This window comes from Qipengyuania sp. NPDC077563 (genome assembly GCF_044901345.1).
Taxonomy (GTDB): Bacteria; Pseudomonadota; Alphaproteobacteria; order Sphingomonadales; family Sphingomonadaceae; genus Qipengyuania; species Qipengyuania aestuarii.
This window is the reverse complement of record NZ_JBJDPC010000001.1, coordinates 1,105,836-1,119,702: the sequence shown is the minus strand read 5'-3', so window position 1 is coordinate 1,119,702 and position 13,867 is coordinate 1,105,836. Positions and strand designations below refer to the sequence as shown.

Genomic DNA, 13,867 nt, shown 5'->3' with positions numbered 1-13,867 from the left:
TCTCGGTGTTTGCTCCGAACTCCAGACTCGAGGCGTTGCTAAGCCCCGTCCTGCTCTCGCTCCTGATGAGCGGTCTCGTGTCCTTCGTCGCGATCGTGAGAGTAGCTGGAGCGCTGCCCGCCTTCTGTGTCTGGATCTCGGGCTGGGCGAGCGCCTGGATCGTGGCGTTTCCGGCGCTCCTTATCGCCCAACCCATCGTCAATCGCGCCGTCACAACTCTGACCGGGCGCATATCCTTAAACGACATTCACAAGGAACACAGTCTTATGACCGCAACAACCATTACGAAGAATGCGGCGCAAGCCGCGCGTCTGGAAGCGCTCCGACGCTTCTACGGCGCGTTTTCCACCGGCGATGCGGCCCAGCTCGACCACGCGATCGCCGCCGACTGGGATGAGGAACCGCGTAACCAGGGGCAGGAACCGGGACGCGAGCCGATGAAGCAGTTCATCGCCGGCGTACGCCAAGCGCTTCCCGATCTCACGATCGAGATCAAGGACGTCGTCTTCGGCGACGAAAAGGCGGCGGTCCGCGCCGAAATGCGCGGCACGCACTCGCAAGATTTCTTCGGAGTAACCGCGACCGGCAAACCCTACGCCATTCGCCTGCACGAGTTCCACACCTTCCACGGCACGCAGATCGCCTACACCTGGCACATGGAGGACTGGTTCGGCTTCCTGAACCAGATCGGCGCCTGGCCCGTCACTTCCGAAGGAGACGAGAAATGAGCGGCGCGGGACAGGTCGCCATCGTCACCGGCGGTTCGGGCGGCATCGGTCGCGAGACCGTGCTCCGGCTCGCTGCGAGCGGCTACGATGTTGTCGCGAGCTATTCCTCGTCGGAGCAGGAGGCGCAGGCCCTCGTGGATGCAAGCGGGGATCTGCCGGGCACCGTCATCATCATGAAGACCAACGTTGCGGATGCTGGCGAGGTCGTGGCGCTATTCGACAAGGCGGAAGACCGGTTCGGCGGCGTCGACGTGCTGGTCACCGCCGCCGGCATCTTCAAGCCGGCGACTTTTACTGAAGCCGACGACGCGCACTTCGACCGCGAGATGGCGGTCAATCTGAAAGGGACTTTCCTATGCCTCGCCCAGGCAGCGAAGCGGCTGCGTGACGGCGGCCGGATCGTGGCGATCTCGACCACGACGCTCGCGCTGAAGCCTCCGGGCTACGGCATCTACAACGCCGCCAAGGGTGCGATCGAGGCAATGATCGCCGTCCTTGCCAAGGAAGTGGGCGGGCGCGGCATCACCGCCAACTGCGTCGCGCCGGGACCGGTGGAAACCGAGTTCTTCCTGAAAGGCAAGAGCAAGGACGAGATCGCCGCGCGTGCTGCGGGCTCACCTGCGGGGCGTTTGGGGCAACCCGACGACATCGCCGATGCCATCGAGCTGCTCGTCTCGGGCAAGGCACAGTGGATCAGCGGTCAGAGCGTGCGCGCCAATGGAGGCATGGCATGACTGCTCATAATGAAGAGCGCCAGGTGGCGCTGGTAACCGGCTCGGCCTCGGGGATCGGGCGCTCGGTGACCGAAGCGCTGCGCGACGCCGGCTACATCGTCTATGCTGGCATGCGCGGCGTCGAAGGTCACAATGCCGAAGCGGCCGGGTCGCTACGTGCCGAGGGCGGGGACCGCGTCCATCCGATCGAGATGGACGTCCTGTCCGAGGAGAGCTGCGTGGCGGCGGTCGAGGAGAGTCATCGCGCCGGCGGCAGGCTTGACGTGGTGGTCAACAACGCCGGCATGTTGATGAACGGCATGGCCGAGAGTTTCACGCCGGACCAGTTCCTGTCGATCCTTGACACCAACGCCGTGTCCTGGCTGCGGGTCAATCGCGCTGTCCTTCCGGTGCTGCGCGCTCAAGGTCACGGAACAATCGTGTATGTCGGCAGCACCACGACCTACATCCCCGAGCCCTTCATCGGCGTCTATGAGGCGAGCAAGGCTGCAGGCGATGCGCTTGCACGGGCCATGGCGCTGGAAGTTAGACCGTTCGGGATCGAGAGCCTGTTCCTGGTGCCCGGAGCCTTCCCGGTAGGCACCGACCATTTCGCCGATGCACACAGCGGGGACGATGCGGAGCGAACCGGCGCCTATGCTGCCTTGGCAGGCCGGCTTCCCGCGCTGACCAGGCGGATCGAAAGCATCGACCAGGAGGAAGGTCTCGGCCTGACGGTGCAAGCGGTGGGCGAACGTCTCGTGGCGGCTCTTCAACTGCCGCAAGGCAGGCAGCCCGATCATGTCTTCGTTGATGGGCAAGCGAAGGGCGCCGAGGCCATCGCCATGGCCGTCGGCCATGCGCAGGCTCGCTTCGTTGAACGGCTGGGCTTCAGTGATCTTCTTCCGCCCGACCGAACGGCGCGGCGCTGAGACATGGTCTCGGCCTCCGCGCAGGCAGCTTCTGAACATGAAAAGCTGATGTCTCTCAAATTACCCGCCTTTTGCTCACTCGAGGACGCCACTGCACGAGGTGTGGACGGTTTCAACCCGCGGCATCGAAGAGATTGGTGGCCGCACAGTGTCCCATGGCATTGGAAGGGCAGCGGTGAATCACTGCGCCTGGTCCAGCCGGTGGCGCGCGCATCAACTTCGCGCATTTGAATGCCCGATCTTGCTCTGGACTTAAGGTACTTGCGATACGCTCACCTGGTAGCGGAGTACGGGTCGTTTCGACGTGCGGCGCAAGCTATTGGCGTTAATCAATCGACCTTGACTCGCCGCGTGCAGTTGCTTGAGCGGCGTCTCGGTATCATCCTTTTTGAGCGCAAAAGGACGGGCGTTGCACTGACACCTCTCGGAAGTCATTTCCTCCAAGAGGCGCGTATAGGTGCGGAGCAACTCCACAGGGCCGTAAAGGAGCTGGCTTCGCTGCGTGCTGGCCATGAGGGTCAATTAAGGATCGGACTTATGGGCACTCTCGTCCAAGGGCCGCTTCCAGAGTTGCTCGCGAGCTTTCGAACAAGCTATCTAGGAGTCAAGATCCGCGTCGAGGAGGCCAGCTTTGACGACAACGTCGCAGGGATTTCGCGCGGCCGGCTCGACATAGCATTCGTCATCGGAGAGCCGCAGATTGAAGGCTGTGACGCCATTCGCATCTGGGAAGAGCCTCTACTCGTTGCGGCACCGGTCGAGCATCCCATTGCCAAAAACGCTGCTGTTCGGTGGCGCGACTTGGCCGACGAGACCTTCCTTGTCAGTTCGGATGCTTTCGGGATGAAGGTTGCTGAGGTGATCGGCGCGCAACTTCGGCGGTTCGGGCGCAAGCCGCACATTTCCCTTCAGCGCGTTGGACGGGATAACCTGATGTATCTTGTGGAGGAAGGGTTCGGCTTGACGCTGGCGGCAGAGTCGATGCTGGGCGCAACCTACCCAGGTTTGCAGCTCGTCTCCGTGCAGGCGGCGGACCAATTCTGCTGGAGCGCGATCTGGTCAAACAGCAGCACCAACCCGGCTGTGAAGAACCTCACGAGACAGCTGCGACAACAGTACCAGCCTAGCCCGCTACCTGGCGCCGGTACTTGGCGAACCCACGATCGGTGGCGATAAAGCGCTCAAGCATGGGGACTATCAAACGCACGGGCTCGATTGCTGGTCCGCCTCCCTCTTGCGCAAGTGCCTGAGCATAAGCGGACAAGTCTCGGTTAAGTTGTGCTGGGAGGTCAAGTGTCACTTTGACAGGCTTGTCGTCAGCGATAGGGCCAAGCTTCAAGTTCACCACCGTCATCCTCCGTAGGGTTCTAGCACGATGTCGCGGGTTACAATCACGCGAACGAGAAAACCCGGCCTGATCGTAAGAGTCGGGGCGACGTTGAGCTGACGCCGTACGATCTGTTGCCCGGCGTCATTGATCGTGTCCTGGCCGCCGTTGCGAATCGCTTGGATGAGGCGGTCATCATTGTCCACGGCGAGTTCGGCGCCAACGCTGAGCAGCGTGGATAGTCCGGCCGCCTTAGCGAGATCCCACCAGTGGTAATCGACGCCATCCTGCAGGCCGGCGTAGCCTTCGGCGTCGGCACCTGGCTGGCGCTCTAGAACGATCGACCGGCCGTTCGGAAAGATCAGCCGGTTCCATACCAACAACACGCGGCTTTGTCCGAACTGGACGTTGTTGTCGTACTGGCCGATGACGCGTGTACCTTGAGGCACGAGCAGGATGCGGCCCGTCGGGCTGTCGTAGATATTCTCGGTTACCTGGGCCGTGATCTGACCGGGAAGGTCTGATCGGATCCCAGTGATAAGCGCGGCGGAAATCACGGCGCCAGCCTGAAGGATGTTGGGCGACGCCGGGGCGGCGACGCGATCGGCAGCGACTGTGCGCCGATCGGCGGCCGCAGTGAGAAACGCGTTTTGCCGGTCCTGCGCCGTGGGCGTTGTCGGTGGCGGGGCCAACCCGAGGCTGGTGAGATCGGGTATCGGTTGCGCGGAAGGCGTTGTCTGGGACGGCGTTGCCGACGCCGTGCGGGTTTCGGTGGCGGCGAAAAGCCTCGCCGTGCGTGCCGATTCGAGTTCCTGAATGCGCCGCTGCTCTTCCGGACTGAGGCCGGGGTTGGGCGGGACCACGCCGGGTGTCGGTACGGGCTGGCCGCGATTCTGTGCGTCAAGGATGGGGCGGCCAAGGTCGCCCGGAAGCGGCGGGCCCAGCTGAGGCACACCGCTATAATCGCGCGGCAGGCCGGCGATGCCGTCGGCTGTCGGGCGGTTCTCGGTCGAGAAAAGTTCCTCGTTGGGCCGACCGCCATCGCGGGTTTGTAGCGCATAGATGAGCGCACTGCCGATCCCGACGCTCGCGACCAGGCCGAGACCGGCCAGCACCTTTCTCGACAGTCGAGTGACGCGCGGCGGTTCGGCGCGCAGCCGCATCTGCGCAGGACCGACGGGCTCGCCGGTCAACGGCCGAGCCTCCTCGTCCGGACCTTCCTCTTTCCGGGGCTCCGTCTGGCTCACGACGCCGGTCTCCCATCGGTGCGCACGATCCGAACGCGCTTCTGGCGATCGCCGGAGCCGTACCGCAACTCGGCGGCGGCGAAGAGCCTATCGACAATCATGTGATGGCCGCGAACCCGGTAGTTCACCAGTTCCGAGGTGTTACCCTCGGGACCAACCACGAACAGCGGCGGCATCTCGCCCTGACCAATGCCGCGCGGGAATTCGATGAAGACCTGGCGGCCATCGTCGAAGGCGCGCAGCGGCCGCCATGGCGCGCGGCCACCTTCGATCGCGTAGCGGAAGTTGACGTTGGCGAGGTCGACGCCGGCTGCGACCGGCTGCGCGGCTTCAGCCTGCTGGGTTTGCCGGCGCAATGCGATGAGCTGGTCCTGCGGATACTGCCAGGACACCGAGGCCATATAGGTCCGCTCGGCGGAGCGAAGCTCCATATGGTAGGTGCGCAGGTTGGTGTTGATGACGAGGTTCGTCATCAGATCAGGCCGCGTCGGTTTCACCAGGATATGGATCTGCCGTGTCGCCCCTGATCCGCTCTCGGTGTCGCCGATGATCCAGCGGACCGTGTCGCCGGCGGCGACAGGGCCGGAGCCGACGAGCTGCTCGCCGGGCTGCAGCGCAATGTCGGTGATCTGCCCGACGGCGGTGTAGACCTGATAGAGCGCTCCTTGCGTGAACGGGTAGACCTGCATCGAATTGATGAAGCCGTCGCGCACGGGTTGGATGCGGGCCGCGGCATTGGCCTGGTTTACCCGCGCGGTCGGATCTGTCGGCTCGGGCGCGCGTCGCGAAGGCTCCACGCGCTGCAACTGACCGGGCAGCGGCAGCGGTCGGGGCAGCTCGACCACGGTAACCGGCGCGGGCGGATCGACGGTTTGCACGGCGGGCGCCGCGTTATCATAGGAGATCTCGGGCGGCGGGTTGGTGGTCGCGCAGCCGGCGAGCGCGGTCGTCGCCAGCAGGACCGTCGGGATTGCGGCTCTCCGTAGAGCCGGGAATACAAGTGTGTGCGAAGCCGGGTTTCCGGCTTTACGGAAAGACGGCTTCATTGCCCAAGCTCCCGTGACCAGTTGATGGCGTTGACGTAGATGCCGAGCGGGTTCGCCCTCAGCCGATCGGCGTTGCGGGGGACCTGCACCACGATCGTCAGGATCGCGGTCCAGCGCGTGGTCTCGGCCAGCTGGCCGTTCTCGTAGCGGCGCTCGACCCAGGCGACGCGGAAACTGTCCGGAGAGGCGCGGATGACGCTGGAGACGTCGACGGCGACCTGTTGGCGGCCGACGCGCGTGAACGGGTCGTTGGAGCGGGCATAGTCGTTGAGTGCCATCGCGCCGCGATCGGTCGTGAAGTCATAGGCGCGCAGCCAGTTCTGGCGCACGATGATGGCGTCGGCCGGAATGCTGCGGACCTGCTCGATGAAGTGCGCCAGATGGAAAGCGATCTGCGGATCGGTCGGACGGTAATCCGCCTCGGCAGGTGCGACCGCCTGCGCCTGACCGAGCCGATCGACCTGCACCACCCACGGCACGATGGTTCCGCGCGCCGACTGCACGACGACCGCGGTCGCGAACCCGGCCGAGAGGATCAGCGAGCCGAACGCCATGAGACGCCAGTTCCGGGCCTGCACGCGCGAGGCGCCGATGCGCTCGTCCCAGACCTGGGCGGCGCGCTGGTATGGCGTTTCCGGCTCTGGGGCTTTGCCGTAGTGGGTGGAGGGTCGTTTGAACATCAGCGATCGCCTTCAGACAGGTTGACGGAAGAGCCGCCGCCATGGGCGTCACCGGAGCGGACGGCGTGGGCCGTCGCCTGGACGGCGTGGGTCATGCGTTGGGAGCGCCGCATCCGTTGTGCCCACGCCGGCGGGCTGCCGGCGCTTGCGGGCGCCACGCCGTCGCCGGCGGCGTCGCCACCGGTCGATCCCATGGTGGATGAGCCGCCCGTGGCTTCGAATGCGGCCTTGCTGCCAGCATTGAAGCTGGAGCGCATGCTCTCGGCGGCACGCGACGCGGCGCGACGCAGCGGCGAGACAGCAGCACTGCCGCCTGCGCGGGCGACACCGCCGAGGCCGGAAGCAACCCCGGCCGCGCCGGATTGGCCGGCTGCGCCGAGGCCGTAAGCGGTGGATGCACCTCCCGCGACGGCTGCGCCGCCGCGAGCGGCTGCGGCTGCGCCTCCGGCCAGAGCCGCGCCACCGGATGCAGCGGCGCCGACGAGGCCTGCCCCTGCCGCGACCATGCCGCCGGCGGCGAGGCCTGTTCCGACCGCCGCGCCCGCGCTGAGCTGCGGGCCGCCGGAGACGATGCCGCTGGCGATGCCGGGGCCGAAGATGCCGAGGCCGAGCAGCGACAGCGCGGCGAGCACGATCGACATCGCCTCGTCGATCGTCGGGTTCTGACCGCCGAAGCCCGATGTGAACTCGGAAAAGAGCGTTGAGCCGATGCCGATGATGACGGCGAGCACGAGAACCTTGATGCCGGACGAAATGACGTTGCCGAGCACACGCTCCGCCATGAAGGCGGACTTGCCGAAGAGGCCGAAGGGAATGAGCACGAAGCCGGCGAGCGTCGTCAGCTTGAATTCGATGAGGGTGACAAAGAGCTGGATGGCGAGGATGAAGAAGGCGAGCAGGACCAGCGCCCAGGCGAGGAACATGCAGGCGATCTGGATGAAGTTCTCGAAGAACGACCAATAGCCCATCAGGCTGGAGATGGAATCGAGCAGCGGTCGGCCGGCATCGAGGCCGGTCTGGGCGACCTTTCCGGGCCGCATGAGATCGGCGGTCGAGAAGCCGGTACCGCTCGCCTTCAGGCCGAGGCCGGCGAAGCTCTCGAAGACGATCCGGGCAAGATTGTTCCAGTTGCCGATGATGTAGGCGAAGACGCCGACGAACAAGGTCTTCTTGACCAGGCGCGCCATGATGTCGTCGTCGGCGCCCCAGCTCCAGAACAGCGCCGCGAGCGTCACGTCGATGACGATCAACGTTGTGGCGATGAAGACGACTTCGCCGCTGAGCAGGCCGAAGCCGCTGTCGATGTAGCGAGTGAAGACCTCAAGGAAGTGGTCGATGACGCCGGTGCCGCCCATGATGTTATCGCGCCTCGTCGAGCTGCGGAGTGTTCGGTGCGGAGGGCGTCGGGGCCGGTGCGTCGGTCCGCTGCGACTGAGGGGTGAGGCCATCGCGCGGTGCGGGCGGCATGTCCGGCAGCCGCTCGGCCGGACGGGCGCCGGGCGCGAGGAAGCGTTGGCGGTTCTCCGCCCAGGCACGGCGACATTCCGGATCGCGCGGTCCGTCTTCGCCGAGCGCCTGGCAACGGATCAATGCGTCCCGCAGGGGATCGGCCGGCGCCTCGATCGCGCGGCCGGACGGCCACCGTTCGGGCGCTTCCTCTTTCCGGGTCATCTCGATCGCGGTCGCGGTGACCGCGACAGCGACGAACACGACAGCGCCGAGTCGAGCGAGCATCTTCCCGTCCATCGCTATGCCCTCATTTGCCGTTCGGGAACATGCGGGCGTTGCCCGGTTGGTAGCCGCTGCCCGGTGTGAGGAAGCGGCGGCGCTGTTCGCGGCCTTGCTCGGCCGCTGCGGCCCGCTCGGCCTCGGACAAGCTCTGGGCGCGGCCATTGGCGGCGACGACGGCGGTGAGATCGGCAAGCTGCTGCGCCTGGAGCGCCAGGAGCTGATTGCCGGCCTGCGTCGCCTGCAGTGCGCCGGTCGCGCCCTGGCTCTGGCCGACCAGCTCCGACATCTCGCTGCGATCGGTGTCGATGTTGCCGACGACGCCAGCCTGGACACGCATCGCGTCCTGCAAGCCGCCGACGGTGTTCTGCCAGCGCTCGCGCGCCTGCGTGACGAGGGCCTGATCGGAGGCCGACATCGAGGCGTTGCCGTATGTGGTCTGAAACGCGCGGTCGATTTGCTGGACGTTAAGGGCAATGCCCTGCGCCTGTTGCAGAAGCTGCTGCGTGCGCTGGACGGACTGCTGGAGCTGCTGGAGCGAGGAGTACGGCAAGCTCGCCAGGTTGCGGGCCTGATTGATCAGCATGGTCGCTTCATTCTGAAGCTGGGTGATCTGCTGATTGACCTGTTGGAGCGTGCGCGCCGCGGTCAGCACGTTTTGCGCATAGTTAGTCGGGTCGTAGACGATCCACTGCGCGGCGGCAGGCGGCGTGAGGACAGGAGACAGAGCAAAAGGGGCCGCAAGAATTGCGGCCGTCATGCGCAGGGTGCGCGCGCGGCTTTGAAGGGAACGGGTCATGGACGTACCTCCGGTTGGTTTTGGGGGATGACATTGGTGAGGCCGGCGATGAGGTCGGCAGCCCAGTCGAGCCGGTTCGCCGCGAGCCACTCACGCAGGAACCCGTCCGTTCCGCTGCGGGCATGAACGTCGGCGATCATTGCCTGGTGCTGTTTCGACGAGGCCGCGCACAGCGCCAGGGCCACGTCCGACAGGCCCAGCTCGAACAGGCGGTTGCCGCGCCGCGACTGGCAGTAATAGTCGCGCTTGGGCATGGCCCGCGCGAGGATCTCGATCTGGCGATCGTTGAGACCGAAGCGGCGATAGATGGCGGTGATTTGCGGCTCGATCGCGCGCTCGTTCGGCAGAAGGATGCGCGTCTGGCAGCTCTCGATGATCGCCGGCGCGATCGCCGACCCGTCGATGTCGGACAGCGACTGGGTGGCGAAGATGACGCTGGCGTTCTTCTTGCGCAGCGTTTTCAGCCATTCGCGGAGCTGCCCGGCGAACCCTTCGTCGTCGAGGGCGAGCCAGCCTTCGTCGACGATCAGGAGCGTCGGCCGCCCGTCGAGGCGGTCCTCGATGCGATGGAAGAGATAGGCGAGCACGGCGGCGGCCGCGCCCGTGCCGATGAGCCCCTCGGTCTCGAAGGCTTGGACATTCGCCTCGCCGAGATGTTCGGACTCGGCATCGAGCAGCCGGCCATAGGGACCGCCGACACAATAGGGCCTGAGCGCCTGCTTCAGGTCGTTGGACTGGAGCAGGACGGAGAGGCCCGTCAGTGTGCGCTCCGCGACCGGCGCCGATGCCAGCGAGGATAGCGCTGACCAGAGATGCTCCTTGACCTCAGGCGTGACCTGTACGCTCTCGCGACCCAAAATCGCGATCAGCCAGTCCGAGGCCCAGGCGCGCTCGGCGACGTCGTCGATGCGGGCCAACGGCTGGAGCGACACGCTGTCGTCGGCGCCGTCGGTCAGCCCGCCGCCGAGATCATGCCAGTCGCCGCGCATGGCCAGTGCAGCCGCGCGGATCGATCCGCCGAAGTCGAAGGCGAAGACCTGGGATTGCGGATAACGCCGGAACTGAAGCGCCATCAGCGCGAGCAAAACCGATTTGCCGGCGCCGGTCGGCCCGACGATCAGCGTATGGCCAACATCGCCGACATGGATGGAAAGCCGGAACGGGGTCGAGCCCTCCGTTCTGCCGTAAAGCAGTGGGGGTGCATCGAAGTGCTCGTCCCGTTCCGGTCCCGCCCACACCGCCGACAGCGGGATCATGTGGGCGAGATTCAAAGTGCTGATGGGCGGCTGGCGGACATTGGCGTAGACGTGACCGGGCAGCGAGCCCAGCCACGCATCCACGGCATTGATGGTCTCGGCCATCGCCGTGAAGTCGCGCCCCTGGATGACCTTCTCCACCAGCCGCAGCTTCTCGGCGGCGATGCGGGGGTCATCATCCCAGACCGTGATCGTCGCCGTCACATAGGCCTGGCCGGCATAGTCGGCGCCTAGCTCCTGCAGCGCCATGTCGGCGTCGGCCGCCTTGTTGGCCGCGTCGGTGTCGACGAGCGCCGAGGCCTCGTTGGTCATCACCTCCTTGAGGACGGCGGCGATCGACTTGCGCTTGGCGAACCATTGCCGCCTGATCTTGGTCAGCAGCTTCGTCGCGTCGGTCTTGTCGAGGAGTACGGCGCGCGTCGACCAGCGATAGGGAAAGGCCAGGCGGTTCAGCTCGTCGAGGATGCCGGGCGTGGTCGCGGACGGGAAACCGACGATGGTGAGGACGCGCAGGTTCGCGTCACCCAGGCGCGGTTCGAGCCCGCCGGTGAGCGGCTGATCGGCGAGCAGCGCGTCAAGGTACATCGGCGTCTCAGGGACGCGGACGCGGTGCCGCTTCGTCGAGACGGTGGAATGCAGATAGGTCAGCGTCTCGCCGTCATCGAGCCATGCGCATTCCGGCATGAAGGCGTCGATGAGCTGGAGGATACGATCGGTCCGGTCTGCGAAGCCGCGCAGGATCTCGTGCGCATCGACCCCGGCGTGGTCGCGGCCCTCGTAGAGCCAGGTCTCGGCGCGCGCCGCGTCCTCGGCCGGCGGCAGGTAGAGGAAGGTGACGAAGTAGCTGGACTCGAAATGCGCGCCGGCTTCCTGGAAGTCGGCCTTGCGCTCGGCGTCGACCAGCGCGGAAGCGCTGTCGGCGAACATGCTGGCCGGATAGGTCGCGGCGCCGTGGCGCTGCGCCTCGACGAAGATCGCCCAGCCGGAGCCGAGACGCCGGAAGGCATTGTTGAGGCGGCCTGCGACAGCGACCAGCTCAGCCGGCACCGCACTGTCGAGGTCGGGGCCGCGGAAGCGCGCGGTGCGCTGCAGGCTGCCATCCTTGTTGAGGACCACGCCCTCGCCCGCAAGCGCGGCCCAGGGCAGGAAATCGGCAAGGCGGGTGTTGCGGTTGCGATATTCGGCGAGGTTCATCATCGCACCGCTCCTCAGACCGACAGGTGGCCGGGGATGCGCAGATGCTTGCGCACGACGTCGACGAACTGGGGGTCCCGCTTGGCCGCCCAGACGGCGGCGAAGTGGCCAACGGCCCAAAGCGCAAGGCCGACCAGCCACAGGCGAAGGCCGAGGCCGAGGGCGGCCGCCAGCGTACCGTTGAGAATGGCGATCGAGCGCGGCGCGCCGCCGAGCAGGATGTGCTCGGTCAGCGCCCGGTGGACGGGCACGGAAAAGCCCGGAACCTCGCCGCCATGATCCGCGCCGTCGGCCATCAGACGAGCGCCCCGCCGCCGAACGAGAAGAACGACAGGAAGAAGCTCGAAGCGGCGAAGGCGATCGACAGGCCGAACACGATCTGAATCAGGCGGCGTGCGCCGCCTGACGTATCGCCGAAGGCGAGCGTCAGGCCGGTGATGATGATGATCATCACGGCGATGATCTTGGCGACCGGCCCCTCGATGGATTCGAGGATCGACTGAAGCGGCGCTTCCCAGGGCATGGACGAGCCGGACGCATGGGCGGCTGGTGCGAGGGCGAGCGTCAGGAAGGTGACGGACACCGCCGTGGCGATGTGGCGGCGAATGCGCGAAGCATGCTTGATCATGACAGGTCTCCTGTGAGGGGCTGGCTTGCGGGGGTGACGCGGTAGTCGCCGTCGGGGCCGAGGCCCTCGATGCGCGCGAGTTCGGCGAGGCGGCGCGAGGCGCCGCGGCCGGAGAGCACTGCGACCAGATCGATCGTCTCGGCGATCAGCGCGCGCGGGACGGTGACGACAGCTTCCTGGATGAGCTGCTCCATGCGGCGCAACGCGCCGATCGCGGTACCGGCGTGGATGGTTCCCACGCCGCCGGGGTGGCCGGTGCCCCAGGCCTTCAGCAGGTCGAGCGCTTCCGAGCCGCGCACCTCGCCGATCGGAATGCGGTCGGGACGCAGGCGCAGCGATGAACGGACGAGATCGGAGAGCGAGGCGACGCCGTCCTTGGTCCGCATGGCGACGAGATTAGGCGCCGCGCATTGCAGCTCGCGGGTGTCCTCGATCAGGACGACGCGATCCGAGGTCTTGGAGACTTCGGCCAGCAGCGCGTTGGTGAGGGTGGTCTTGCCGGTCGAGGTGCCGCCGGCGACGAGAATGTTGCGCCGATCGGCGACGGCCTGACGTAGGATGTCCGCCTGCTCGGCCGACATGACGCCCGTGCAGACGTAGTCGTCGAGCGTAAAGACAGCGACGGCAGGCTTGCGGATGGCGAAGGCCGGGGCGGACACGACGGGGGGCAACAACCCCTCGAACCGCTCTCCCGTTTCGGGCAGCTCGGCCGAGACGCGTGGGGCGCCGGGATGGACCTCGGCACCGACATGGTGTGCGACGAGGCGGATGATCCGCTCACCGTCCGACGGCGACAGCAGCTCACCGGTATCGGAAAGCCCTTCGGAGAGACGGTCGACCCAGAGCCGCCCATCGGGGTTGAGCATCACCTCGACGATCGCGGCGTCGTCCAGAAACCGGGCGATGGCGGGGCCGAGCGCGGTGCGCAGCATGCGCGCGCCGCGAAGAATCGCCTCGGATTTCTGGCGAGTTGATGCCACGTCGTCCCCGTTCTCTTGCGGGTCCGCGAAGTGCGGCCCTGGATTGGGGATGAGTAGAACAGACAGAAATTATGGTCTGACAACAACCATCATGTGGTCGTCGTACTGTGGCGTACAAAGACAGGGAAACGGCGGAACGCGGGAATACTTGCGCCTTACGCCATCGTGATTAATCCGCGTCGCGCGCGGGCGCGATGTCTTCCGAAATCTCCTGCCTGAGCTTTGGTCCCTGCGCGAGTCGGCGGCCGAGCGCGGTCACGAAGGCCTCGTAGCGCTCCCCAGCCTTGGCGCGTGCTGCGATCTGGGCCGGTTCCGGCAGCGGCGGGTTGGAGGTCAGCCAGAAGCGGATGAACACGGCGAGCGTTTCGACCGATATGCCAAGGTCGCGCTCCATGCGTGCCATGCGGCGGTCGAGCTGATCGAGCCGCTTTGTCGTCGCCGCTTCCTGCCGTTCCGCGGCGTCTGGCGAGAGGAAAGACGCGATACCGGCCTCGGCAACTAGCGACAGCGAGAGATCGCGTCGCGCTGCATGGGCGGCGAGCGCCTTCATGACGTCCGGGTCGAGGTAGACGGATAGGCGCTGCTTCTTCGGCGTCTTGCTCACCGGCT

Annotated in this window: 15 protein-coding genes and 1 pseudogene; 4 read left to right on the top strand and 12 right to left on the bottom strand. The window is 66.2% G+C overall.

Going from position 1 to position 13,867, the window contains the following annotated elements; genetic code table 11:
- Nucleotides 1-5 precede the first annotated feature (5 nt).
- The 4 genes from ACI2I1_RS05435 (at nt 6) to ACI2I1_RS05420 (ending at nt 3,549) form a co-directional block, all read left to right on the top strand.
- Nucleotides 6-728, top strand: coding sequence for an ester cyclase (locus ACI2I1_RS05435; RefSeq protein ID WP_404678224.1), 723 nt, complete (start codon nt 6-8; stop codon nt 726-728).
- Nucleotides 725-1,462 carry an SDR family oxidoreductase gene (locus ACI2I1_RS05430; RefSeq protein ID WP_404678223.1) on the top strand — a complete coding sequence of 246 codons (738 nt, stop codon included), beginning with the start codon at nt 725-727 and terminating at the stop codon, nt 1,460-1,462. The genes ACI2I1_RS05435 and ACI2I1_RS05430 overlap by 4 nt, the downstream gene beginning before the upstream one ends.
- Nucleotides 1,459-2,373, top strand: coding sequence for an SDR family NAD(P)-dependent oxidoreductase (locus ACI2I1_RS05425; protein ID WP_404678222.1), 915 nt, complete (start codon nt 1,459-1,461; stop codon nt 2,371-2,373). The genes ACI2I1_RS05430 and ACI2I1_RS05425 overlap by 4 nt, the downstream gene beginning before the upstream one ends.
- Before the next feature lie 231 nt (nt 2,374-2,604).
- A complete protein-coding gene (locus tag ACI2I1_RS05420; protein ID WP_404678221.1) occupies nt 2,605-3,549 on the top strand; it encodes a LysR substrate-binding domain-containing protein in 945 nt (314 codons plus the stop codon).
- Here the strand turns inward: ACI2I1_RS05420 and ACI2I1_RS05415 are convergent.
- The 12 genes and pseudogenes from ACI2I1_RS05415 to ACI2I1_RS05360 form a co-directional block, all read right to left on the bottom strand.
- Nucleotides 3,497-3,721: a DUF2274 domain-containing protein gene (locus ACI2I1_RS05415; protein ID WP_404678346.1), complete on the bottom strand. Its 225-nt coding sequence runs from the start codon at nt 3,719-3,721 to the stop codon at nt 3,497-3,499. The genes ACI2I1_RS05420 and ACI2I1_RS05415 overlap by 53 nt on opposite strands.
- A 2-nt stretch (nt 3,722-3,723) precedes the next feature.
- Nucleotides 3,724-4,947, bottom strand: coding sequence for a TrbI/VirB10 family protein (locus tag ACI2I1_RS05410; RefSeq protein WP_404678220.1), 1,224 nt, complete (start codon nt 4,945-4,947; stop codon nt 3,724-3,726).
- Nucleotides 4,944-5,993: a P-type conjugative transfer protein TrbG gene (gene trbG, locus ACI2I1_RS05405; protein WP_404678219.1), complete on the bottom strand. Its 1,050-nt coding sequence runs from the start codon at nt 5,991-5,993 to the stop codon at nt 4,944-4,946. Before trbG ends, ACI2I1_RS05410 begins: the two co-directional genes overlap by 4 nt.
- A complete protein-coding gene (trbF, locus tag ACI2I1_RS05400) occupies nt 5,990-6,673 on the bottom strand; it encodes a conjugal transfer protein TrbF (protein ID WP_404678218.1) in 684 nt (227 codons plus the stop codon). The genes trbG and trbF overlap by 4 nt, the downstream gene beginning before the upstream one ends.
- Nucleotides 6,673-8,028, bottom strand: a complete 1,356-nt coding sequence (gene trbL, locus ACI2I1_RS05395; protein WP_404678217.1) for a P-type conjugative transfer protein TrbL — start codon at nt 8,026-8,028, stop codon at nt 6,673-6,675. The genes trbF and trbL overlap by 1 nt, the downstream gene beginning before the upstream one ends.
- 112 nt (nt 8,029-8,140) lie before the next feature.
- Nucleotides 8,141-8,419, bottom strand: a pseudogene (gene trbK-alt, locus ACI2I1_RS05390) (putative entry exclusion protein TrbK-alt); the annotation flags it as partial.
- A 10-nt stretch (nt 8,420-8,429) separates the two neighbouring features.
- Nucleotides 8,430-9,200, bottom strand: coding sequence for a P-type conjugative transfer protein TrbJ (gene trbJ, locus ACI2I1_RS05385; RefSeq protein WP_404678216.1), 771 nt, complete (start codon nt 9,198-9,200; stop codon nt 8,430-8,432).
- Entirely contained in the window at nt 9,197-11,653 is a 2,457-nt protein-coding gene (gene trbE / locus ACI2I1_RS05380) for a conjugal transfer protein TrbE (protein ID WP_404678215.1), read from the bottom strand. The genes trbJ and trbE overlap by 4 nt, the downstream gene beginning before the upstream one ends.
- Before the next feature lie 11 nt (nt 11,654-11,664).
- On the bottom strand, nt 11,665-11,946 hold the full coding sequence (locus ACI2I1_RS05375; RefSeq protein ID WP_404678214.1) for a VirB3 family type IV secretion system protein: 282 nt from the start codon (nt 11,944-11,946) through the stop codon (nt 11,665-11,667).
- Complete coding sequence (locus tag ACI2I1_RS05370) at nt 11,946-12,278, bottom strand: TrbC/VirB2 family protein (RefSeq protein ID WP_404678213.1); 333 nt, start codon at nt 12,276-12,278, stop codon at nt 11,946-11,948. The genes ACI2I1_RS05375 and ACI2I1_RS05370 overlap by 1 nt, the downstream gene beginning before the upstream one ends.
- A complete protein-coding gene (gene trbB, locus ACI2I1_RS05365) occupies nt 12,275-13,210 on the bottom strand; it encodes a P-type conjugative transfer ATPase TrbB (protein ID WP_404678212.1) in 936 nt (311 codons plus the stop codon). Before trbB ends, ACI2I1_RS05370 begins: the two co-directional genes overlap by 4 nt.
- Nucleotides 13,211-13,427: 217 nt before the next feature.
- Entirely contained in the window at nt 13,428-13,862 is a 435-nt protein-coding gene (locus ACI2I1_RS05360) for a CopG family transcriptional regulator (protein WP_404678211.1), read from the bottom strand.
- Nucleotides 13,863-13,867: the final 5 nt, after the last annotated feature.

Excerpts from the sequence above, each read along its gene's own strand:
- ACI2I1_RS05430 (WP_404678223.1), top strand. The coding sequence starts at position 725 with ATGAGCGGCGCGGGACAGGTCGCCATCGTCACCGGCGGTTCGGGCGGC.
- ACI2I1_RS05425 (WP_404678222.1), top strand. The coding sequence starts at position 1,459 with ATGACTGCTCATAATGAAGAGCGCCAGGTGGCGCTGGTAACCGGCTCG.
- ACI2I1_RS05420 (WP_404678221.1), top strand. The coding sequence starts at position 2,605 with ATGCCCGATCTTGCTCTGGACTTAAGGTACTTGCGATACGCTCACCTG.
- trbG (WP_404678219.1), bottom strand. The coding sequence starts at position 5,993 with ATGAAGCCGTCTTTCCGTAAAGCCGGAAACCCGGCTTCGCACACACTT.
- trbF (WP_404678218.1), bottom strand. The coding sequence starts at position 6,673 with ATGTTCAAACGACCCTCCACCCACTACGGCAAAGCCCCAGAGCCGGAA.
- trbL (WP_404678217.1), bottom strand. The coding sequence starts at position 8,028 with ATGGGCGGCACCGGCGTCATCGACCACTTCCTTGAGGTCTTCACTCGC.
- trbJ (WP_404678216.1), bottom strand. The coding sequence starts at position 9,200 with ATGACCCGTTCCCTTCAAAGCCGCGCGCGCACCCTGCGCATGACGGCC.
- trbE (WP_404678215.1), bottom strand. The coding sequence starts at position 11,653 with ATGATGAACCTCGCCGAATATCGCAACCGCAACACCCGCCTTGCCGAT.
- ACI2I1_RS05375 (WP_404678214.1), bottom strand. The coding sequence starts at position 11,946 with ATGGCCGACGGCGCGGATCATGGCGGCGAGGTTCCGGGCTTTTCCGTG.
- ACI2I1_RS05370 (WP_404678213.1), bottom strand. The coding sequence starts at position 12,278 with ATGATCAAGCATGCTTCGCGCATTCGCCGCCACATCGCCACGGCGGTG.
- trbB (WP_404678212.1), bottom strand. The coding sequence starts at position 13,210 with ATGCTGCGCACCGCGCTCGGCCCCGCCATCGCCCGGTTTCTGGACGAC.